Origin of the sequence: Amycolatopsis lurida (assembly GCF_900105055.1) — a bacterium.
Classification (GTDB): domain Bacteria; phylum Actinomycetota; class Actinomycetes; order Mycobacteriales; family Pseudonocardiaceae; genus Amycolatopsis; species Amycolatopsis lurida.
Map to the genome: position 1 here is coordinate 3,627,646 of NZ_FNTA01000004.1, position 21,464 is coordinate 3,649,109.

At 69.2% G+C, this 21,464-nt stretch carries 22 protein-coding genes; 11 read left to right on the top strand and 11 right to left on the bottom strand.

Annotated elements, in window-relative coordinates:
- Positions 1–101: 101 nt before the first annotated feature.
- Together BLW75_RS22185 and BLW75_RS22190 are read right to left on the bottom strand one after the other, a co-directional pair.
- Positions 102–479, bottom strand: a complete 378-nt coding sequence (locus BLW75_RS22185) for a PPOX class F420-dependent oxidoreductase (protein WP_091598074.1) — start codon at positions 477–479, stop codon at positions 102–104.
- A 36-nt stretch (positions 480–515) separates the two neighbouring features.
- Complete coding sequence (locus BLW75_RS22190) at positions 516–908, bottom strand: MerR family transcriptional regulator (protein ID WP_034323520.1); 393 nt, start codon at positions 906–908, stop codon at positions 516–518.
- A gap of 55 nt (positions 909–963) precedes the next feature.
- On the opposite strand from BLW75_RS22190, the gene BLW75_RS22195 reads away from it, so the two are divergent.
- Positions 964–1,920 (top strand): SDR family NAD(P)-dependent oxidoreductase, encoded by a 957-nt coding sequence (locus BLW75_RS22195; protein ID WP_034323522.1) that lies wholly within the window; start codon positions 964–966, stop codon positions 1,918–1,920.
- Here BLW75_RS22195 and BLW75_RS22200 read toward each other — a convergent pair.
- Positions 1,917–3,005, bottom strand: coding sequence for an alpha/beta hydrolase family protein (locus BLW75_RS22200; protein ID WP_091598077.1), 1,089 nt, complete (start codon positions 3,003–3,005; stop codon positions 1,917–1,919). The two genes, BLW75_RS22195 and BLW75_RS22200, sit on opposite strands and share 4 nt — an antisense overlap.
- Before the next feature lie 139 nt (positions 3,006–3,144).
- Here BLW75_RS22200 and BLW75_RS22205 point away from each other — a divergent pair, with 139 nt between their 5' ends.
- Together BLW75_RS22205 and BLW75_RS22210 are read left to right on the top strand one after the other, a co-directional pair.
- Positions 3,145–4,347, top strand: coding sequence for a sensor histidine kinase (locus BLW75_RS22205; protein WP_034323572.1), 1,203 nt, complete (start codon positions 3,145–3,147; stop codon positions 4,345–4,347).
- The gene (locus BLW75_RS22210; protein ID WP_034323527.1) at positions 4,344–4,991 is read left to right on the top strand and encodes a response regulator; all 648 of its coding nucleotides are present in this window, start codon (positions 4,344–4,346) and stop codon (positions 4,989–4,991) included. The genes BLW75_RS22205 and BLW75_RS22210 overlap by 4 nt, the downstream gene beginning before the upstream one ends.
- Here BLW75_RS22210 and BLW75_RS22215 read toward each other — a convergent pair.
- From BLW75_RS22215 to BLW75_RS22225, 3 genes are all read right to left on the bottom strand, one after another.
- Positions 4,981–5,625 carry a GNAT family N-acetyltransferase gene (locus BLW75_RS22215; protein ID WP_034323529.1) on the bottom strand — a complete coding sequence of 215 codons (645 nt, stop codon included), beginning with the start codon at positions 5,623–5,625 and terminating at the stop codon, positions 4,981–4,983. The genes BLW75_RS22210 and BLW75_RS22215 overlap by 11 nt on opposite strands.
- Before the next feature lie 104 nt (positions 5,626–5,729).
- Positions 5,730–5,933 (bottom strand): cold-shock protein, encoded by a 204-nt coding sequence (locus BLW75_RS22220; RefSeq protein WP_005149851.1) that lies wholly within the window; start codon positions 5,931–5,933, stop codon positions 5,730–5,732.
- Between the two features lie 189 nt (positions 5,934–6,122).
- Positions 6,123–7,646 carry a nucleobase:cation symporter-2 family protein gene (locus BLW75_RS22225; protein ID WP_034323533.1) on the bottom strand — a complete coding sequence of 508 codons (1,524 nt, stop codon included), beginning with the start codon at positions 7,644–7,646 and terminating at the stop codon, positions 6,123–6,125.
- A gap of 213 nt (positions 7,647–7,859) precedes the next feature.
- Between BLW75_RS22225 and BLW75_RS22230 the strand changes: the two genes are divergently transcribed.
- The 4 genes from BLW75_RS22230 (at position 7,860) to BLW75_RS22245 (ending at position 15,390) form a co-directional block, all read left to right on the top strand.
- Entirely contained in the window at positions 7,860–12,302 is a 4,443-nt protein-coding gene (locus tag BLW75_RS22230; protein WP_158005444.1) for a DUF6531 domain-containing protein, read from the top strand.
- 60 nt (positions 12,303–12,362) lie between these two features.
- On the top strand, positions 12,363–13,571 hold the full coding sequence (locus tag BLW75_RS22235) for an amidohydrolase family protein (protein WP_034323536.1): 1,209 nt from the start codon (positions 12,363–12,365) through the stop codon (positions 13,569–13,571).
- Between the two features lie 168 nt (positions 13,572–13,739).
- A complete protein-coding gene (locus BLW75_RS22240) occupies positions 13,740–14,465 on the top strand; it encodes a dienelactone hydrolase family protein (protein WP_034323538.1) in 726 nt (241 codons plus the stop codon).
- A gap of 91 nt (positions 14,466–14,556) precedes the next feature.
- Entirely contained in the window at positions 14,557–15,390 is an 834-nt protein-coding gene (locus BLW75_RS22245) for an SCO6745 family protein (RefSeq protein ID WP_034323541.1), read from the top strand.
- Here BLW75_RS22245 and BLW75_RS22250 read toward each other — a convergent pair whose 3' ends face one another.
- Together BLW75_RS22250 and BLW75_RS22255 are read right to left on the bottom strand one after the other, a co-directional pair.
- The gene (locus tag BLW75_RS22250) at positions 15,391–15,945 is read right to left on the bottom strand and encodes a dihydrofolate reductase family protein (protein ID WP_034323543.1); all 555 of its coding nucleotides are present in this window, start codon (positions 15,943–15,945) and stop codon (positions 15,391–15,393) included.
- A 124-nt stretch (positions 15,946–16,069) separates the two neighbouring features.
- On the bottom strand, positions 16,070–16,396 hold the full coding sequence (locus BLW75_RS22255; RefSeq protein ID WP_034323546.1) for a MerR family transcriptional regulator: 327 nt from the start codon (positions 16,394–16,396) through the stop codon (positions 16,070–16,072).
- Between the two features lie 744 nt (positions 16,397–17,140).
- Between BLW75_RS22255 and BLW75_RS22260 the strand changes: the two genes are divergently transcribed.
- Positions 17,141–17,401, top strand: a complete 261-nt coding sequence (locus tag BLW75_RS22260; protein ID WP_034323548.1) for a hypothetical protein — start codon at positions 17,141–17,143, stop codon at positions 17,399–17,401.
- 12 nt (positions 17,402–17,413) lie between these two features.
- On the opposite strand, the gene BLW75_RS22265 is transcribed toward BLW75_RS22260, so the two are convergent.
- On the bottom strand, positions 17,414–18,313 hold the full coding sequence (locus BLW75_RS22265; protein ID WP_091598083.1) for an RNA polymerase sigma-70 factor: 900 nt from the start codon (positions 18,311–18,313) through the stop codon (positions 17,414–17,416).
- Positions 18,314–18,476: 163 nt separating this feature from the next.
- On the opposite strand from BLW75_RS22265, the gene BLW75_RS22270 reads away from it, so the two are divergent.
- Both BLW75_RS22270 and BLW75_RS22275 read left to right on the top strand, forming a co-directional pair.
- Positions 18,477–18,968 (top strand): carboxymuconolactone decarboxylase family protein, encoded by a 492-nt coding sequence (locus BLW75_RS22270; RefSeq protein WP_034323555.1) that lies wholly within the window; start codon positions 18,477–18,479, stop codon positions 18,966–18,968.
- Between the two features lie 29 nt (positions 18,969–18,997).
- A complete protein-coding gene (locus BLW75_RS22275; RefSeq protein ID WP_034323557.1) occupies positions 18,998–19,744 on the top strand; it encodes an SDR family oxidoreductase in 747 nt (248 codons plus the stop codon).
- Positions 19,745–19,844: 100 nt separating this feature from the next.
- Here BLW75_RS22275 and BLW75_RS22280 read toward each other — a convergent pair whose 3' ends face one another.
- On the bottom strand, positions 19,845–20,174 hold the full coding sequence (locus tag BLW75_RS22280; protein ID WP_034323559.1) for a putative quinol monooxygenase: 330 nt from the start codon (positions 20,172–20,174) through the stop codon (positions 19,845–19,847).
- A gap of 280 nt (positions 20,175–20,454) precedes the next feature.
- Here BLW75_RS22280 and BLW75_RS42895 point away from each other — a divergent pair, with 280 nt between their 5' ends.
- Entirely contained in the window at positions 20,455–20,595 is a 141-nt protein-coding gene (locus BLW75_RS42895) for a hypothetical protein (protein ID WP_158005445.1), read from the top strand.
- On the opposite strand, the gene BLW75_RS22285 is transcribed toward BLW75_RS42895, so the two are convergent.
- Entirely contained in the window at positions 20,580–21,461 is an 882-nt protein-coding gene (locus BLW75_RS22285) for an SRPBCC domain-containing protein (RefSeq protein WP_241784128.1), read from the bottom strand. The two genes, BLW75_RS42895 and BLW75_RS22285, sit on opposite strands and share 16 nt — an antisense overlap.
- Between the last annotated feature and the right edge of the window lie 3 nt (positions 21,462–21,464).

Sequence of the window (21,464 nt, forward strand, 5' to 3'; positions counted from 1 at the left end):
CACCTCGCAGGTCACAAGCGGCAAAGCTTAGGGGCCGCTCCTGCCCATCGCCAGGCGAAACGTTGCACCGATCGGGTGGCAACGTCTGTCCATTGTAGACGCTAATCGAGCCGGACTTCGTAGTGGAGCGTCTTGTACTTCTTCAGCCGGTGCACGAGCGGGACGAGGAAACCGTGCAGGAGCCGATGCTTCCTGGCCAGGAGCCCTGCCGCGTGCCGGGCTTCTTCACCGTCGAGCAGACGGACCCGCCCGCGCACCGGCTCCCCCGTCGGAGTGCCGCGAAACGTCGACGGGGCGATCTCGATGCGCGGGTCGTTCCGCAAGCGCTTGGCCTTCCACGCCGCGTCATACGTACGGATGTACGCGTGATCCCCTTCGACGGCGATGTTGACCGGCGTCCCGATGGGCGTCCCGTCCCGTTTGAAGGTCTTCAGCAGGATCGTCTTCTGGTCTGCGAACCTGGTGAGTCGCGTTGTCATACCCATGGGACGAAGGCGCCGCGCGGAACGTGACGGCTAGCGCCAGAGCCCGTCCGCCGTCCCCCGCGCGACGTGCTCCTCGTAGATCTCGACCTTCCGGCTGATCAGCTCCAGGCAGTCGGCCAGTTCGGCGATCCGGTCCCGGACGGTGTTCTGGTGTTCCCGCAGCAGCTCCAGCCGCTTCTCCTCGTTTCCCGGCCCTTGCCGGACCAGTCCGGCGAATTCGCGGATGGTGGCGAGCGGCATCCCGGACGCCCGGAACTTCGTGCAGTTCACCAGCCAGTCGACGTCCTGTTCGGTGTACACGCGGCGGCCGTTCGAGTCCCGTTTCACCGGCGCCGCGAGCAGTCCTTCCTTTTCGTAGAAGCGAAGCGCGTGCACGCTGAGGCCCGTCCGGGCGGTGACCTGGCCGATCGCGAGTTCCGTCACTCGGGCGACGATAGCGTTTGACCTAGAGAGCCCTCTAGCTCCTAGCGTCCGCCGCATGACCACTTCACAGCACAAGATCGGCTCCGGCTTCGGCGCACGCAGCACCGCCGGAGAAGTACTGGACGGGATCGATCTTTCGGGCAAGCTCGCCGTCGTCACCGGCGGCTATTCGGGGCTGGGCCTGGAAACCACGCGCGCGCTGGCGAACGCGGGCGCGCACGTGGTCGTCCCCGCACGCCGTCCGGCCGACGCCGAGGCCGCGCTCGCCGGGATCCCCGGTACCGAGGTCGACGAGCTCGACCTGGCCGATCTGGCGAGCGTCGCGGCCTTCGCCCGGCGGTTCCTCGGCACCGGACGCCCGCTAAACCTGCTGATCGCGAACGCCGGGATCATGGCCGCGCCCGAACGGCGGGTGGGCCTCGGCTGGGAGTCCCATTTCGCGATCTGTCACCTCGGCCACCACGCCCTGGTGAGCCGTCTCTGGCCGGCACTGAAGGCGGCAGGCGGCGCCCGCGTCGTCTCGGTGTCCTCCGCCGGTCACCATTCCTCGCCGATGCGCTGGGACGACGTCCAGTTCGAGCGCGGCTACGACCGCTGGCTCGCCTACGGCCAGGCCAAGACGGCGAACGTGCTGTTCGCGGTGCGGCTGGACACGCTCGGCGCCGAACACGGGATCCGCGCGTTCAGCCTGCATCCGGGCGCCATCCTCACTCCCCTGCAGCGGCATCTGCGGCCGGAGGAGATGGTCGAGCGCGGCTGGATCGACGAACACGGCAACCAGGCAGACCCGGATTTCAAATCGCCGGACCAGGGCGCGGCCACCCAGGTCTGGGCGGCGACGTCACCGCTGCTCGACGGGCTGGGCGGGCTCTACAGCGAGGACTGCGACATCGCCGAAGTCGCCGTCGACGAGGGCGAGTGGGTCGGCGTGCGCCCGTACGCGATCGATCCCGGTGAGGCCGCGCGGCTCTGGGAGCTCTCCGAGAACCTCACCGGGACCTCGCTGGGCTAGTTCCAGAACTTGATCTCGGGGTTGCCCGGCACCGGCCCGTCCAGGAGCGGTTGCTGCCCGCCACGCAGATTCTTGTCGAAGAACGCGGAGACGTATGTCCTGGTCAGCGCCATTCCGCGCTCGCCGTCGAGCAGCTCGGGCTTGCCGAGCCCGAGCTGTTCACCCAGTACGCCGACGTCGGTGAAGGACGCGTGCCCGGCCGCCGCGACGCTGATCCAGCGCTTCCAGCCGGTGAGGTTCGGCCAGCTGCCAGCCCACGTGGTGTCCGGGCCGGCCGGGGTGTACTCGCTTTCGCGGCCGAGCAGCAAGAACGGCCGGTCGATCCCGGACGCGGGGATCGGCGACCACAGCCTGCCGTCCAGGTCGGCGCCCGCACGGATCCGCCCGTCGTCGACCATCGCGGTCGGCGTGCTGTACCCGCCGATGGAATGCCCTGCCATCCCGATGCGCGTCCGGTCGATCAGCCGGGACCAGCGCGACGAAGGCCTGGTCAGCGTGTCGAGGACGAACGAGGCGTCCGCGGAACGGATCGGCGGCAGCAGTGTCGACTCGGACCCGCACGCGGCACATCCGGTGACGCGCCCGTCCGGGAAGGCGGTGCCGTGGGACTCGTGGTTGTGGCCGATCAGCGCGACGACGAACCCCTTGCTCGCCAGCTCCTCCGCCAGTCCGGTGAGCGTCGTACGCGGTTTGCCGAATCCCGGCGACAGGACGACGAGCGCGTGCTTCCCCGGCAGCGGGGGCGCGTCGACTCTGGCACTGGTCCGGGTCCCGGCGACCAGTGCGGGGTCGACGTCGGGGAGGCCCGATTCGGTCAGGAGCGCCTTGGCTTCGGCCAAGGTGAGGTAGGGCCGTTTCGGGCCGATCGGCACCAGCGCGGGGTAGAACATCGACACCATCAGCTCGCGCGGCCCGGACGGCACCCAGGGGTCCTGGCGCGAGCGGTCGACGAGATGAAGGTCGGTGGAGCCGACGGGATGCGAGCCGGTCGGCGGCGGCAGCATCAGGCGGGGGGCCGCCGCGGCCGGGCTCGCCAACGACACCATGCCGGCGAGGGCGACCAGTGAGACGAGAAGCCTTCTCATGAGGTTTCCGTTTCTGTCGAGGATCTTCCTGCGTCCAGGCTGGAGCCCGGCGCCGTATTCGCGCGTCTGCCGCAGGTCGTATCCCGAGGTCTGCCGCGAGAGGGATCCGCGGCGCCCGATACGGGATTACGCTCGGCTGGTGCCGGCCTTCCTCAGGAATCACCCAAGAGCCGTCGACCGCGGCCTGACCATCCTCATCGGACTGTCCACTGTGGTCGCAGCCGACGATCCGGAAGGCTTCGAGTGGTGGCTGGTCTCCTTGGTGGCCTTGGCTTCTTTGCTCGTCCGGCACCGGAATCCCACGATCACCTTCGCGGCCGGAGGCACGGCCTCGCTCCTGCACCTGGCCATGGGCAACGACCTCAAACCCGTCGACGTCGTCGCGCTGGTCGGTCTCTTCTCCGTCGCGGCCTGGGGGTCGCGACGGCGTTCCGTCGCTTTGCTGGCGGTGGGTCTGTTCGTCGCCGGGGCGTGGTCTTTCCATGCCTCTGAAGCGAACACGCGGTCCCGGGCCCCGATGCCACCGCGGATCATCATCATCGATCCGCTGGCACCGGTCGACACCGACGCCAACGACCACCAAGTGCAGGACTGGGGCGGTTTTCCGGCTATCGGCCTGTCGCTGGGAGTGGCGTGGCTCGCCGGGCTGAACACGCGGCAGCGCCGGATCCGGCTGTCGGTGCTGGAGCAGCGGGCGGCGGATCTCGAACGCGAGCGCGACACGCAGGCCGCGCTGGCCGTGGCGGCCGAACGCGGCCGCATCAGCCGCGAGCTGCACGACGTCGTCGCCCACGCGCTTTCCGTGGTGGTCCTGCAGGCGCAGGGTGCCCAGGCGGAACTGGACCGGCGGCCCGAGCGATCGCGGGAGGCGCTGGACGCCATCGTCGACACCGGGCGGACCGCGTTGAGCGAGATCCGGCGGTTGCTCGGCGCGCTCGGCCAGGACGAGCCGGACTGGGAGCCCCAACCCGGTGCGGAGCGTCTGCCGCGGCTGGCCGCCGACATCCGGTCGGCGGGCACGCCGGTCGAGTTCCGCGTCGAAGGGGAGCCCCGGCCACTTCCGTCCACAGTGGACCTGGCGGCCTACCGGATCGTGCAGGAGGCGCTGACGAACGTGCTGAAACACGCCGGTCCGGACGCGTCGGTGACTATCGTGATGCGGTACGGGCCGGGAACGCTGGAGATCGAGGTGACCGACGACGGCGTCGCGGCGGAAGCGCCGTCCGGCACCGGGCACGGCCTCGAAGGGATGCGGGAGCGAGTGAACGTACTGGGCGGCACCTTCGACGCGGGACCGCGGGCGGAACGCGGCTTCGCCGTCCGCGCGACCCTGCCGTCATGACGATCCGGGTGGTCATCGCCGACGACCAGGCGCTCGTGCGCACCGGCCTGCGGATGATCCTGGACAACGCCGACGACATCGACGTCGTGGGCGAGGCGGGCGACGGTGCGGAGGCCGTCGCGCTGGTGGCGGACCTCGATCCCGACGTCGTGCTCATGGACATCCGGATGCCCGAGATGGACGGCGTCGAGGCCACCGCCGCGATCGCCGCGGCGCAGCGCGCCCGCGTCCTGGTGCTGACCACGTTCGACCTGGACGAATACGTCTACGCCGCGCTCCAGGCGGGGGCCAGCGGCTTCCTGCTCAAGGACGCGCTGGCGCCGGATCTGCTCGCCGGGGTCCGGGTGGTCGCCGCGGGCGAGGCGACCCTCGCGCCCACCGTCACCCGGCGGCTGCTCGACCGGGTCGTCACCGGCCTGCCCACGTCGCCGCCGGACGACCGGCTCGCGCTGCTCACCGGCCGCGAGAACGAGGTGCTCCAGCAGCTGGCGCGCGGCCTGTCCAACGCCGAGATCGCCGAGCTGCTGTTCCTCTCGCCGGGCACGGTGAAGACCCACGTCGGCCGCATCCTCACGAAACTCGGCCTCCGCGACCGCGTCCAGGCCGTCGTCTTCGCCTACGAATCCGGGATGATCAGCCGCTGATCGCGGCGGGCGTGCGCCAGTGCTTGCCGCGCCGGGGCCGCCGGTGCTGTCCACGCCTGCCGAGGTCGGCGAGGCTGTCCAGGGGGCGCGCGGCGAATTCTTCGGCGGTGATGGCCATCCGCACGAGGTACTTGATCTCGCCGCGCACCACCTCGGTGTCGCGCAGCCTGCCTTCCTCGCGGAAGCCGAGACCGCCGTGCAGCGAAAGCGACGCCAGGTTGCCGCCGTACACGCTGACCTCGCATTTGCGGAAGCCGCGCTGCCCGAACATATGCGCCAGGAGGACGGTGATGGCGTCCGTGGCGTAGCCGCAGCGCTGGTGACGCGGGGCGATCCCGATGCCGTAGCCGAACCGGCCGGTCACCGGGTCGGCGCCGATGGTGCACACCGAACCGACCAGCATCCGGCCGCGCACCGTCTCGATGCCGAAGTGGATGTCGTCGCCCGACGATCCCGAGCGGTGTGAGGCCCAGTGACGGTGCCCGCCGCCGACCAGCGGCGTCGCCTCTCGGGCCATGTCACGGTCGAAGCCCATCAGGACCCGGCGATCCCCCAGCCCGACCTCGCGCAACCGCACCTTCCGCCCGACCTGCTCGGGCTCCAGGGCGGAGCGGCTCACCGCGTCCGGCCGCACGGGTGCTCACGAACGATCACAAGCATGCATCGACGATATCGGGTCCCGAAACGCCCGAAGGCCCCCACCCGGGGTCCGGATGGAGGCCTTCGGCGTGAAGAAAGTCAGATGGCGACGACGCGCTGGGCCTGCGGGCCCTTCTGACCTTGGCCGATCTCGAACTCGACGCGCTGCCCTTCGTCCAGGGACTTGAAACCGCTGCCCTGGATCTCCGAGTAGTGCACGAAAACGTCCGGTCCGCCGTCGTCCTGAGCGATGAAGCCGAAGCCCTTTTCGCCGTTGAACCACTTAACGCTGCCCTGAGCCATACTTTTTCTACCTGCTCTTCATAGCGAGTCTGAGCTCATTCGATGCCCCGATCTCGCCATCCATTGTCGCAGGTCTTCGCCGGTAACACACGTCGCCGTCTCAAATTCGTACAGATCGCCAGGTCAAGGGCACCTTCGGCGGGTCGGCCGGAGGGTCGGATCGCCGATTTCGACCCCTCCGCGGAGGGTTCAGTGCTCTTCCGGCTCGGAGCCGATCCGGTAGGGCACCGGCTTGCCGTCCTCGTCGCGCACCTGGACCGGCTTGCCCTCGGCGTCCACGATCTTGCCGTCGACGATCCTGTCGCCGTCCTTGAGCCGGGAGAAGGCCCTGAGGTCGGAGTAGTCGATCACCCGGGTGGCGGTCGCGAACACCGACGGGTCGCTGCCCGCCTTGGCCGGCTTCAGGTGGTTGAACAGCAGGTTCAACACGACGGCCATGAGCGCGGCGGAGCTGATCCCCGAGTGGAAGATCGTGCCGACCCACGCCGGGAAGTGGTGGTAGAACTCCGGCGCCGCGATCGGGACCATCCCCAGCCCGACCGACGCCGCGACGATCACCAGGTTCATGTTCCCGTTGTAGTCCACTTTGGACAGGGTCTTGATCCCGGACGCCGCGACCGTGCCGAACAGCACGAGACCGGCGCCGCCCAGCACCGGGTACGGGATCGCGGCGACGACCCGGCCGAGCACCGGCAGCATGCCCAGGACCAGCAGGATCACGCCGCCGGCGGTCACCACGAACCGGCTCCGGACGCCGGTGATCGCGACGAGCCCGACGTTCTGGGCGAACGCGCTCTGCATGAACCCGTTGAAGACCGGCGCGACCGCCGAGGACGCCATGTCGGCGCGCAGCCCGTCGCCGATCCTGCGTTTGCCGACCCGCGTGCCGACGATCTCCCCCACCGCGAGCATGTCGGCCGTGGTCTCGGTGAGGGTCACCAGCACGACGATGAACATCGACACGATCGCGGCGACGTCGAAGGTCGGCGCGCCGAAGCCGAACGGGGTCGGCACGGCGAAGATCGGACCGTCCCAGACCTGCGAGAAGTCGGCCTTGCCCAGTACGGCGGCCAGCACGGTGCCGACCACGATCGACAGGAGGATCGAGAGCCGGGAGATGGCCGGGACGGCGACCTTGCTGAGCAGCAGCACGATCGCCAGCGTCATCGCGGCCAGGCCGATGTTGGAGACCGAGCCGAACTCCGGCGACTTGGTGTTGTTGCCCATCGCCCACTGGGCCGCGACCGGCATCAGGCTGAGCCCGATCACCGTGATCACCGTCCCGGTGACCACCGGCGGGAAGTACTTCACCAGCCGGGAGAACACCGGCGTGATGAGCAGGCCGAGCAGGGCGGACGCGATCACCGAGCCGAACACGGCGGGCAGCCCGCCGTCGGCCACGATCGCGGTCATCGTCGCCACGCCCGCGAACGAGGTGCCCTGGACCAGCGGCAGCCGGGAGCCGAAGAAGGGGATGCCGAACGACTGCAGGATCGTCGCCAGGCCGCCGATGAACAGGCACGACGCGACGAGCAGTCCGATCTCGGCCGTCGAGACGCCCGCGGCGCCGCCGATGATCAGGGGCGGCGCGATGATCCCGCCGTACATCGTCAGGACGTGCTGGATGCCGTAAGTGAAACTCTTGCCGATTCCGAGCCGTTCGTCCTCGGGCCTGCCGCTCGCGGCCGCTTCGGCCCGCGTCCTCTTCACCATGGATCCGCCTCTCGATAGAAGCGAGCGATGCCGGGCAATTTCAATCTGCGGAGGTTAACTTCCGCATGGCAGAACTCGCAAGACCCTGCCCGTACGGGTCGTCCTCCCGGCGAGGGGGCAAAGATCCTTTCCTCGTAGCGGGACCACGGCGCCGCGATGGTAGAAATCGGCTGCCCCGTCGGTGAGGTTTCCGAGGCAGGAAAGACGGCATACATGGCGAATCCGCTGGTCGCTGAGCGTCAGGACTCCACCAAGGCGCACTCCGGTGTCCCGCTGCTGGAATCGGCGATCGACCTCAAGGAAGGCATCGAAAAGGGCGACTGGGCCGCGGTCGCGATGGGCGCCGTCGGGACGGCTCTCGACGCGCTGTCGATGGCCATGGACCCGTTCGGTTCGATCCTCGCCGCGGGTGTCGGCTGGTTGCTCGAACACGTCGGCCCGCTCTCCGACGCGCTCGACGCCCTGACCGGCGACGCCGATCAGATCAAGGCACAGGCCGAGACCTGGTCCAATATCGCCAAGGAGCTCGGCGCCATCGGCACGGATCTGACCGACCTGGTCAAGGCCGACCTGCGGACGTGGGCGGGCGACGCCGCGGACCGCTACCGCGAACGGTCACAGGACACGGTCACCGTGCTCACCGCCGCGCAGAAGGGTTGCGAGGGCGCGTCCAGCGGCGTCAAGACCGCGGGCGAGGTCGTCGCCGCCGTCCGCACCCTGGTCCGCGACATCATCGCCGAACTCGTCGGCCACCTCATCAGCTGGGCGCTGCAGGTGCTGTTCACCCTCGGCATCGGCCTGACCTGGGTGGTGCCGCAGGTGGTGACCGCGGTCGCCAAGACCGCTTCGAAGATCGCCGACCTCACCACCAAGCTCGTCAAGGCGCTCAAGGGCCTGATGCCGCTGCTCAAGAAGGCCGACACGCTCTTCGACGACGCCGCCAAGGCCCTGCGCAAGCTGCAAAGCGGCAAGGTGGACGCGCCGCCACCGCCCAAGACCAAGGGCGGCAACGACCGCGGGATCGACGAGGGCACCAGCGGTTCCAGCGCCGACGGCAACGGCAAACCGGGCGGCGGCAACGACGGCCCCGCCCACGACAAGAGCACCAACACCAAGAGCGACAACGACCAGACGAACACCAGCGGCACCGGCGGTGGTGGCGGCACCCGCGACCGGGGCGGCAACACCGACACCACCAAGAAGGACGGCAACGGCGACCGCTCGACGTCGTCGGATTCCAAGAACTACTGCGGCGACCCCGTCGACGTCGCGACCGGCGAAGTCGTCATGAAGCAGATCGACGTGATCCTGCCCGGTGACGCGGGCGATCTCGAACTCTCCCGCACCCATCTGTCGTCCTACACCGCCGGCCGCTGGTTCGGTCCATCTTGGACGTCCACAATGGATCAACGGCTGGCGGTCCACGGCGACTGTGTCCTGTTCTACGCCGAAGACGGCATGGTGCTGACCTATCCCGTCCCGGCGGGTGGACCCGTCCTTCCAGTGCAGGGCCCACGGCACCGGCTGCGCCGCGCGGCGGACGGCTACCGGCTGTCGATGGGCGACCGCGAGCTGCTCTTCGCCGGCGCGGGCCGGATCCTGCCGCTCACGGCCATCGAGCAGAACGGCGTCCGCACCGAATTCGCTTACGCGGCCGACGGCACGCCCGCGCGGCTCCGCCGTGCCGACGGCGTCGAACTCGCGATCGGCACCGCGAACGGGCGGATCGTCGCGCTCGGCGCGCCGGGACAGCCGCCGCTGGTGCGCTTCTCGTACAACCGGCTCGGCCAGCTGAGCACCGTCATGGACTACGCGGGCCGCCCCATGACCCTCGACTACGACTTCGGGCACCGGCTCGTCGGCTGGAAGGACCGCACGGGGACTTGGTACCGCTACGTCTACGACGACGCCGGGCGCTGTGTGCGCGCCGTCGGGGCGAGCGGCTACTACAACGCGACGTTCGCCTACGAACCCGGCACGACCCGGCACACCGACGCCGACGGCCACACGTGGACGTACCGCCTCAACGACGCCAGGCAGCTGGTCGAACGCGTCGATCCGCTCGGCAACTCCCAGCGCTACTCCTGGAACCGGCGCGACGAGCTGCTGTCCACAGTGGACGAACTCGGCCGGGAGACCGGCTACGAGTACGACGAAGACGGCGATTTGGTCGCCGTCCACCGTCCCGGCGGATCGACGGTGCTGTTGACGCACGCCGAGGGCGAAGTGCGGCTCTCGGCGGGCGACGTCCAGCGCGTGGTCCCCGCGTTCGACCCGGCCACCACCCTGGTCGGCACCGGGATGCCGGTGGAGATCCCGGACGCGCCCGACCCGCTCACCGACGCCCCCGTGACGGACCGTCCCGGCGACCGCGACCTGTTCGGCCGCCCCCGCCTCGCGTACACGGCCTCCGGTGGCGCGGCGAGGCTCGGCTGGACGGCCGACGGGCGCCGTGCCTGGCGGCTCGGCCCCGACGGCGGCCGCGAGACGTGGGTGCACGACGCCGAAGGCCACGTCGTCGAGCACCGCGACGCGGCGGGTGCCGCGCGGCGCCGCAAGTACGGCCCGTTCGGCCTCGTCCTGGAAGAGACCGACGCCGCGGGCGCGCGGACGCTGTTCACCTACGACGGTGAACTGCGGCTCACCTCGGTGACCAACCCGAACGGCCGCACCTGGCGCTACGTCCGCGACGCCGCGGGCAGGCTCGTCGAGGAGATCGACTACGAGGGCCGCCGGATCGGCTACGCCTACGACGCGGCGGGACAACTGCTTCGCATGACCAGCAGTACGGGTGAAGCGACCGAGTACGACTACGACGTCGGGGGCAACGTCGTGGCGAGGCGTACCCCGGACGACGTCACGCGGTACGAATACGACGCGCTCGGCAGGATGACCGTCGCCGAGAACAGCGAGTCGCGGGTCGAGATGGTCCATGACGACGGGGACCGGGTCGTCGTCGACACGATCAACGGGCTCGGGGTGTGCTGGCGCCACGACGGCGACGTGCTCGTCCGGCGGACATCGTCCGGTGTGGACAGTGAGTGGCGGTTCACCGGCGAAGGACTGCCGCGGTCGCTGCGGATCGCCGGCCACGAAGTCGAGTTCGGCTACGACGACGCCGGGCGGGAGGTCACGCGCAGCGTCGACGGCACCGTGGTGCTCCGGCGGCGCTTCGATGCGGAAGACCGGCTCGCCGAAGAGCACATCTCGGGCGTCGGGCAGCGCGTCTACGGCTACCGGCCCGACGGCAGGCTCGCCGCCGTCGACGACGCGATCCGGCCTTGGCGGCTCACCTTCGACACCGCAGGCCGGGTCAGCGAAGCGCGCGGTCCGGCCGGGGTCGAACGGTTCACCCACGACGCCGCGGGGACCATCGCCATCGACGAGGACGTCTACAGCGGCGACGAGCGGGGCCGGGTCGTCGCGGATCAGTCCTGCGCCTACGAGTGGGACCACCTCGACCGGCTGCGCTCCGTGCGCACCCCCGACGGCGCGTTCTGGACCTACCACTACGACCCGCTCGGGCGGCGGTTCGCCAAACGCCGCTGGCTGATCGACCAGGAGGGGGAAGCCGAGCTCACGCACGACGTCCGCTTCCTGTGGAGCGGGATGACCGTGGTCGAGCGGATGGATTACGACCCCGCCGACGAGTCCTACCGGCTTCTGACCTGGGAACGCTACGACGACGACCGCCCCGTCGTGCAGATCGAGCGCACGGGCGCCCTCGAGGACGCCGTGTTCCGGGCCGTGATCACGTCGCCCGCGGGAACGCCGACCGAACTGCTGGACGAACACGGCACGCTGGTCTGGCAGGACCGCAGCAGTTTCTGGGGTGTGCCGCTGCCCGGCGCCGACACCGCCTCGATGCCGCTGGCGTTCCCCGGCCAGCACCGCGACGAGGAAACCGGGCTGCACTACAACGTCTTCCGGTACTACGACCCCAGGACCTCGCGCTACCTCAGCCAGGACCCGCTCGGCCTCGCCGCCGCGCCGAACCCCGTCGGCTACGTCGACCAGCCGCTGCTCATCGGCGACCCGCTCGGTCTCGTCCCGCCCTGCGGGCGGAGCGGTCCGGGCAGCCAGCAGCGACCTCAGCCGGTCGGGCCCAGCGGACAACCCCAACCCTTGCGGAGGAGCCCGAGGAAGCCTCCCATCGACGTCGACAAGATGTCGAAGGAGGAGTTCGAGAAGTTCAAGCCGAAACTCGACCAGATCCTGAAGGCGGACAAGCACTTCTTCTGGTCCGGTGGCACCAAGAAACGCAAGCGTGGCGAAGAGGACGAGTACCTCGGCTCGGTCGAGGAGAAGGCCACCAAGATCGCGAAGCAGAACGGCGGCAACACCCTCGAGGGAACCCTCAAGGACAACAACATCAAGATGCCCGGGTGGATCAACGACCCCAACGATCCGAGGAAGCCGCTCGTCCAGGAGAAATGGGACTACGTCTCCGAAACCTTCGCCAAGAACTCCAACAAGGACACGCACGTGGTCTTCCCCTACTGGCCGGGCAAGGGACACGACGTCTACCCGCATCGCCGCGAGGACAACGTGTTCGACGTGACCGAGTACCCGCGGCTCGAAAAGATGGGGATCGACCACATCACCAAGCACAACGCGGAAACCGGGCACACGCGCCCGTACCGGCACACCAAGTGACGTTGCCCCCGCTCACCGGATTTGGTATACCAAAGGAAGTCCGGCGAGAAAGGTGCCCCCGTGTTGATCCGTGACGTCCGCCCCTGGGGTGGACAGCGCAGCGACGTCGAGGTGGCCGACGGCCGGATCACCGCGGTGCGGCCGCACGATCCCGCCGCCGCGCCGTCGGCGGACACGGTCGAAGGGCGCGGACGACTGCTGTTCCCGTCGTTCAGTGACGTGCACGTCCACCTGGACTCGACGCGGATCGGGCTGCCGTTCCGGCCGCACACCGGCGCGCCGGGTGTCTGGGCGATGATGCTGAACGACCGCGAGAACTGGCGGAACGCCGAGGTCCCGCTGCCCGAACGCGTCGCCGGGACGCTGGAGCGCATGATCGCGAACGGCACCACCCGCGTGCGCACGTACGCGCAGGTGGACGTCGATTGCCGGCTCGAAAAGCTCGACGCCGTCCTCGCCGCGAAGGAACGCTTCGCCAAGCACGCGGACGTCGAAATCATGGCGTTCCCGCAGGCCGGGATCCTGCGCGAGCCCGGCACCGTGGACGTGCTGGAGGCTTCGCTGCGCTCGGGCGCCACGGTCGTCGGCGGGATCGACCCGTGCTCGCTGGACAAGGACCCGAAGGGACATCTCGACGTCGTGTTCGGGCTCGCCGAGAAGTACGGCGTCGAGGTGGACATCCACCTGCACGAACCCGGCCACCTCGGGGTGTTCTCGACCGACCTGGTGATCGAGCGGGTCCGCGCGCTGGACATGCGCGGCAAGGTGACCCTGTCGCACGCGTACGAACTGGGCTCGATCTCGGAATCGGTGAGCCGCCGCCTGATCGACACGTTCGCCGAACTGGACATCGCGATGGCGACCGTCGCGCCGTCCACCGACGGGCAGCTGTCGCTCGCGGACCTCACGACCGCGGGGGTGCGCGTCGGCCTCGGCGAGGACGGCCAGCGGGACTACTGGAGCCCGTACGGCAACTGCGACCTGCTCGACCGCACCTGGCAACTCGCCTTCACCCACGGTTTCCGCCGCGACGACCTGATCGAGCTGGCGCTGGCCGTCGCGACGATGGGCGGCGCGTCGATCATGAGCCACGACGTCCCGCGGCTGGCGGGTATCGGCGACCGGCCGGGGGTGGCCGTGGGCGACCGCGCCGACCTGGTGCTGGTGGACGGCGAGACCCCGACGAGCGCGGTGATGGACCGCGGCAAGGACCGCACGGTGCTGCACGACGGCGTCGTCGTGGCGGACGGGCTTTCGGTGCTCGGGTAAACCGCTGGCGCGCGATGGCGGCCGCTGCTAACTTGCCGGAGGCCGTGCGAACGAACGAGGAGGTGGTACCCGTGGACATTCCGACCAGGGTGCTCCCCTCAGGGGTCACGGCCGGGCGATAGGTCGTCCGGGAGCGCCGTTTCACGAGCACTCCCGAAAGGCACGACCATGCACTTCACTTCCGAACGACGCCTCGAAGGCGCCCTCGATCGCGAATTCACCCTCGGCGACATCCCCGGAATCCTGTGGACGCCCGAATCGGCGGCACCGGCCCCACTGATCCTGATGGGGCACCCGGGCGGACTCGGCAAGATGTATCCCCGGCTCGCGGCCAGGGCCCGGGCCTGCACGGCGGAGGGCTACGCCGCGGCCACCATCGAACTCCCCGGAGCCGGTGACCGGCCCCGCTTCCCCGCCGTCGACGAAGCCCGCGCAGATCTGCAGCGCGCGCTTAAGGCAGGCGAGCCGGTCAGCGACGACATCGTCGACCGGCTCGTCCTCCCGCTGGCCGAAACGGCGGTCCCGGAATGGCGGGCCACCTTGGACGCCCTCCTCGCGCTACCCGGAATCGGCGGTCCGGTCGGGTTCTCGGGCGGGGTGATCGCCATCGCCACGCGGCTCGCAGTGGTCGAACCCCGGATCGCGGCCGCCGTCCTGTTCGCCGGAAGCTACGTGCCCCGCAGCATCCTCGAAGAGGCCCGGCAGGTCACCATCCCGCTGCTGGTCCTGTTGCAGTGGGATGACGAGGGGAACGACCGGCAGCACGCCCTCGACCTGTTCGACGCCTTCGGTTCGCGGGAGAAGACGTTGCACGCCAACATGGGCGGGCACACCGGCGTCCCGCACTTCGAAGGAGACGCCGCGGGCCGGTTCATCACCCGGCACCTGAAGTAGGCCGCGGAGCCGATGTCGATTTCCGGGTGCGGCGTTCGTGGGGTAGTCGAGCGGTCGCCACGAGGGCGCCGTCACGACCACAGGAGACACGATGTCGCACCCGGAACCCGTCGCCCGCCGCATGTACGACCTGGTCGAGCCCATCGGCCTGATCCCCTACTTCGCCGACGAGTCCGATGAGGCGCTGATGGCACTCGGGCTGCGCAACCAGTGGGATGCCTACTTCGCCGGGCGGGCCGCGCCGTTCGGCCGGTCGGTGCCCGCCGAGGTGATCCACGCGATCTTCTACAACTTCGCGCCGGGTGAGGTGGCGCGTCATCTCCCGAAGGTCTGGGAGCTGACCACACCCGAGGCGGCGCTGGCCGCCCGGGAGCGGGGATGCGTCGCGGGAATGCGGCGGATCCTCGGTGACCTCGCCGACGACCCCGGCGTCACGCGCGCCGGCGAACTCCTGCTGAAAGCGGCGACCAGCGCACCCGTGGAGGGGCGCGCCCTCTTCGCCGCCGTCCGAACGCTGCCGGTCCCGGAGGAGCCTGTGGCGCGGTTGTGGCACGCGGCCACCCTGTTGCGTGAGCACCGCGGCGACGGCCACACCGTCGCACTGGTGGCCGAGGGCGTCGGCGGGACCGAGTGCCACGTGCTCCACGCCCTGTCCGCCGGCATCCCCGCGAACGAGTTCGGCCGGGTCTGGCATCTCCCCGCCGCGCAGCTGGCCGCGGTCGTGAACGGGATGCGCGACCGCGGCCTGATCGGGTCCGACGACCGGCTCACCGACTCGGGCCGGGCTACGAAGGAGCGCGTCGAGGCGATGACCGACCGGCTCGCGGAGGCGCCTTACAACGCCCTGAGCCCCACCGAACTCAAGAACCTTGTCGCCGACCTCGAACCGATCTCGGCCGCCATCCGGGCCACCCTCCCGTGGTAGTCACCGGACGCGATAACGCAGGTGGGTGGCGGCGCCCGCGACGGGTTCACTCTGGAGGACGAGCTCGCCCAGGTGCCCGCCGAACACGGAGGTCCCCCGGCCCAGCACCACGGGGGCGAGGTGGAGGTGGACCTCGTCGAGCAGGCCCGCCGTCAGCAGCTGCCCGGCGACGTCGGCACCGAGCACGAGGACGTCCTTGTCCCCTGCCGCATCCTTGGCACGCCGGACCGAGGCCTCCAGTCCGTCGAAGGCGAACGTGCCGCCGTTGTCGCCGAGGAGGTCTTGCCTGGTCCGATGGGTGACCACGAAACCGGGGACACCCGGCCACGGAGTCCCGCCCCACGGCCGCAACCCAAGGTCGAAGGTGCGCCGGCCGATGACGGTCGCCCCGACCAGCGCGTTCACCTCCTCGAAAACGCGGGCGTCGGGCCCCGTCCCGGCCATCCATTCGTGCAGGCGTTCCCCGCCGTCGCCCATGGGCTCCTCGGCCCGGACGTTCGGCCCGGCGGTGAAGCCGTCCAGCGACATCGACACATCCAGCACCACCTTGCTCATCGCAAGGCCTCCTTCGCTCCCGTCCGGCGCTTTCGGGAGGGAGTCGGAGCGGGCGCGGCCGTCTCGACATCCACGCACGAACGCCCTTGCCCGATCCGGACAAGGGCGTTCACAGGGCGGGTTTTCAGCCGTCGGCGCGGAGTTCCGCGTTGACGCGCTGTGCTTCGTGGAGCTGGTCTTCGAGGGTGATGATGCGGCAGGCGGCCTCGACGGCGGTGCCCTGATCGACCAGTTCCCGCACCCGGGCGGCCAGGCGAAGCTGGTGCCGGGAGTAGCGGCGGTGGCCGCCGGCGGAACGCTGCGGGACGATCAGACCGGCCTCGTCGAGGCTGCGAAGGAAGCCCTGGGTGGCGCCGAGCATGTCGGCGGCCCGGCCCATCGTGTAGGCGGGGTAGTGCTCGTCATCGAATTTGTCGGCCCCGTCGGCCGATCCGTTCTGGTCAGGGATCATTCCACCTCCACATCACAAAGGACCCCGGGTGCCAGAACGGCACCCGGGGTCCTCAGGGTTGGGTTTCACCATTGTCAACCGACGTGACCGCCGGCCTCTTGCACCCGCGTCCGCTGGAAAGCCGGACCTTGCGGGGATCGCTCATTCGTGACCGCGAACCACCTCCGAACTCGATGGAACTACGGCACCCGCGCGGCGCTACCTTGCCGCTGCGGGCGATCCAATGATGTTGCCGTTCCCTTCTTTCCTGTGTTCTCACCTTGCTGGGTACTGCTACTTCACCTACTGCGAACGGCACCGCTGGAACCCTTTCACTGATCGGTCCCAGCACGCTGACGCCGCTGGTCACTGCCCGGAGCCCCGTCACAGATCGGCTCCGGCCACCTGACCGGTCCTGCAACTGCCTTCACTGATCTACAACTGCGTGTTCTCACGGGCGCACGTGCTCCCCCCGTGTCCTGCACTTCCGCCAGGGCCGGCACTACCTGGTCGAACCTCTTCACAACCCGGCCCTGAGATCTTGCTCCCGGCCAAGCGCCCGGGGCCTGTCGCTCGCCCCGGCACCGCCTGACCGGCTCATCTCACATCTCGCGGGTAGTTACGTCATCTCCCGCGCCTGCTAGACGTTGTCTTTCTCGGTACAAGAAGAACATTACACACACCCGCCGTTGAATGTCTACCCCGGCCACCATAGATTTTCTGCAGCGCGTCGACTGGATGACAGCAGAAGGGGTACCCACGACCATGAGTGACGACCTCGCGGGAGATTCGCTCGACGAGCGGTACGGCCTGGCGGAGGTGCGTGACCTGGAGGAGTACGCCGAAGCCCTCAACCGGCTGGTCGAGCAGGGGCTGCGAGACCAGCGCACGACCTTGCTCTCGGAAGCCGAGGCCTACGCGGTGGCGGAACTACTCGGCCGGTTCGCGCTCAGCGAACCCTGGAGCGCGTTGAACCAGCTGGCCGCTTCCTTGGCCAGCCGGATCTACAACCGCCTCGGCGCCTGATCACGGCGAAGCTCAGCGGCTGACGGCGATCTCCCTCTTCACGCTCGCCAGCTTCTCCGGATTGCGGACGTGGTAGGCGCCGGTCACGTAGCCGTTCTCGACGCGGACCGCCAGCACGCCGTCGATCTCGCCGTCGACGCGGACGAGCAGGCCCGGCCCGCCGTTGATCTGGACCGGCTCGACGGTCCTTTCCGCGTCACGTTTCCACCAGCCGCCCGCCAGCAGACGCGCCACCTTGTCCACGCCCACGACCGGCCGCAGCAGGGCGTGTTTCACCCCGCCGCCGTCGCTGAGGGCGACGACGTCCGGCGCCAGGATGTCGAGCAGGCCCTGCAGATCCCCGGTTTCGACCGCTGCTTGGAAGGCCTGGAGCGCGGCCCGGTGTTCGGCGGGAGAGCCGGTGCCGCGGGGTCTGCGCGCGGCGACGTGCGCCCGCGCCCGATGGGCTATCTGGCGCACGGTGGCCGGCGCTTTGCCGACCGCTTCGGCGATCTCGTCGTAGTCGAGCGCGAAGACCTCGCGAAGCACGAACACCGCTCGCTCGGTCGGCGCGAGCGTCTCCAGTACCAGCAGCATCGCCATGGACACGCTTTCGGCCAGCTCCACGTCCTCGGCCACGTCCGGCGCGGTCAGCAGCGGCTCCGGGAGCCACGGACCGACGTAGGACTCTTTGCGCCTGCCGAGCGTCCGCAGCCGTTTGAGCGCCTGCCGGGTGGTGATCCGGACCAGGAACGCACGCGGGGCCTGCACCGTCGCGAAGTCCACGTCCACCCACCGCAACCAGGTCTCCTGCAGGACGTCCTCGGCGTCGGTGGCCGAACCGAGCATCTCGTAGGCCACGGTGAACAACAGGTTGCGGTGGGCCACGAACGCCTCGGTGGCCGGCCCCATGGCGGGGTCTCGTTCACTCATCACCGGTTCCTGCCTTTCTCGAGCGTGCCCGGATCCATACGATCCCGGCCCTCCTTCCTTTGTGACACCGAAGCCCGGTGGCCTGTGTCACAAGGCAGTCCTGTCACGGAGATCGGGTCACCGGGATCTCTTGGTCACGACGCCGAGAGAAAGGAAATACATCATGTCCACGACGACGGGCCCGCGCTCGCGCATGCCCAACCCGATCCCTTTCGTCCCCGAAATGGCCGAGGTCGCGGGCGGTCTGCACAAGGTCCTCGAGAACGGCGCGATCCCCTCGACGACCATCGCACTGCTGCAGCTGCGGGCCGGGCAACTGCTCGGCAGCACGTACTTCACGATCCGCGAAACCGGCACTCTTCGGCGAGCCGGGGAGTCCGAGGAGCGCATCACCGCGGTGGCGACCTGGCAGGACGCCACCTGCTTCACCACCCCCGAACGGGTCGCGCTGGAACTCGTGGAGGCCGTCCTCACCCCGAACCCATCCGGCGAGCGAGTGCCCGATTCGTTGTACGCCAAGGCATCCGCCTGCTACGACGCCAAAGCACTCTGGACGCTCGTCATGGCGATCGCGCATATCGGCTTCTTCGCCCCCGCGGCGCTCATCGCCAAGCCGATTCCGGGCATGCCGCCCGGCCGGAACTACACCGACTGACTTCCCCACCTTCGAGAAAGGCTTGACCCATGAGCAAGTTCGCAGTTGCCGGAGCGACCGGCCGGCTGGGACGACACGTCGTCGACGTCCTCACCGAACGAGGACACCACGTCGTGCCGATGTCCCGGGCCACCGGCGTGGACATCGTCACCGGTGAAGGACTCGCCGAAGCACTCGCCGGAGTCGAGGTCATCATCGACGTCGCCTCATGGCACGGCTCCGAACAGGATGCGGCGACGGAATTCTTCCGCGCATCGGCCCGCAATCTGCACGAAGCCGGCCGCCAGGCGGGGGTCGTCCGGATCGCCGCGGCCTCCATCATCGGCGCCGACAAGGCCACGGCCGGTTTCATCGCCGCCAAGAAGGTGCACGAGGAACTCCTCCTGGCCGGGCCCCTGCCCGTTCGAATCCTGCGGGCCGCGCAGTTCCACGAGTTCGTCGGCCAGCTCCTGGACTGGCAGCAAAGCGACGTCGTCCACCTGCCCGCCTTGCCCACGCAGCTCGTGGCCTGCCGCACCGTCGCGGAGGAATTGGTCGACCTCGCCCTCGACCGGGACGCCCACGGATCGTCGATCCCCGAAATCGCGGGGCCCCGCAAGGAAATCATGGCGGACGCCGCCCGTCTCCTCGCCGCCCGCCAGGGGATCGAGGTGGTCGGCATCGACGGCTCCGGCATGCCCGACGCCGAAATCGCGGCCGCCGGCGGTTTCCTGCCGAGCCCGCACGCCAAGCTCGCGGGCCCCACGTTCGCCGAGTGGCTCGACGCCCAATCCTGACCGGAAGGCGAAGCGCTGCTCGGGTACCCGCTGGCGGGAACCGTACGGAGGCCGGATGGGTTCTACGCCGACCGCGCATTCACCAGGAGATCCGCGACGATCAGGCCACGGTGGCCGGATAGGGACTCCTCATGGCGCCGAAGTAGGCCTCGGGCGCTCCCTCGATGTGCTCGGGCAGTTCGTCCATGAAGGCGCGCAGCAGTGGGGTCGTGTTGTGCCGATCGAGGTCCTCCTGCGAACGCCAGATCTCATAGAGGAAGAACCGGCCGTCTTCTTGCTCGTGGAGGTGGTACTGAAGGTTGCCCGCGTGCCCTCGCGACGGCTCGACGAGGTCCATCAGGAGCTTCCTGAGCTCATCGGCGTGCCCGGGCTTGGGGGTCAGGAAGCCATACAGCGAGACGGGCGCCTGCTCGGTCGAAATGGTTGTCATGCAAGCAACGTTAGGAGGTGACATCAATGTCAGCCTCAAGCCGCTTCGGCATGAGGTAAGTCACAGGAAGATCGGAAGCTGCCCCGCGAAACGTGCCGTGGCCGCATGGCTTCTCCACTACTTCGGTGACGTGATGCAACTCCAGGCCTGCGCACCAACAGGTTCCGCGGACAGAGCACGGATTCAGCAAAGACCTCATCCAGGACGCCTACGCCCGACTTCGTAACCGATCCGACCCTGGACGAACCTCCGCCGGGTACTACAGGAGTTGTGCTTCAAGGTGTTCCCGCACGGCGACGGCGGGTTCGTCGACTGGACCCAGCGGCTGGTCGGCAACCGCAAGGAGCGGACGCTGATCAGCGGTGTCGGCGTTGACCGGCTTGCGATGGTTCGCAGGCCGGGTGATCACTGGTCGGCGTAGCGCTTGGCGAGCTCCTCCTCTCGGGCCGTGGGCCAGGGGCAGCGGATGTCGCCTTGGGTGGCGGCGAAGAAGAGTTCCATGTGCACGTGCCAGGCGGCGAGGGCTTCGGGGCCGTGTGCGTTTTCTTGGAAGAGGGTCACGGTGGTGCCCTGCAGGTGTTCGTTTTGGAACTCCCAGCGCACGACGCCCTGTGGGATGCCGTCCTGGAGCCACTCGTACTCCAGCAGGTGGGGTGCTTCGGAGCGGGTGAGCCTGCCCGGGGTGATGCCGGGGTGGGCGGCTCGGGTGGGAACGGTGTCGGTGGTGCCTTCGGTGAGGAGGGCCCAGACGTCGTCGAGCGGGGTCCAGACGAGGTCGCGGGCGAAGTGGATGCCGTCGGGGTTGTCGGTGCCCTCGTCGAGGCCGAACTTCGCGATGTAATGCTCGATGCGCGAGAGCCATTCGGTGGGTGGCTCGAACTCGGTGCCGTCGGCGTGGGCGACCAGGGCGTCCAGGCAAGTAATCCAGCCGGGGACGTCGCGGCCGGCGGAGAGCTTCGACGAGATCACGGCGGTGAACACCAGCAGGCAGCCGTCGGCCTGCGGGAGGATCTCGAAGCGCAGCACGTCGTTCGCCCAGCGAAAGGCGAAGACCTTCGGCGGGTCGGACTCGAGCAGTTCCCCCTCTCCGCCGTCGGCGTCGACCGGGGCGGCGTCCGGGAAGGTGAAGCGCAGGGTGCGGCCGTCGATCGCGACCTCGGCAGGGAACCAGTGCTTCATCTCGGCCGGTTCGGTGACCACCCGCCAGACCTTCTCCGGCGAGTGCCGCAGCCAGCGCTCGAAGCGCAGCACAGGCTTACCCTCGATCATCTGCAGTTCCGCGTCCACGGG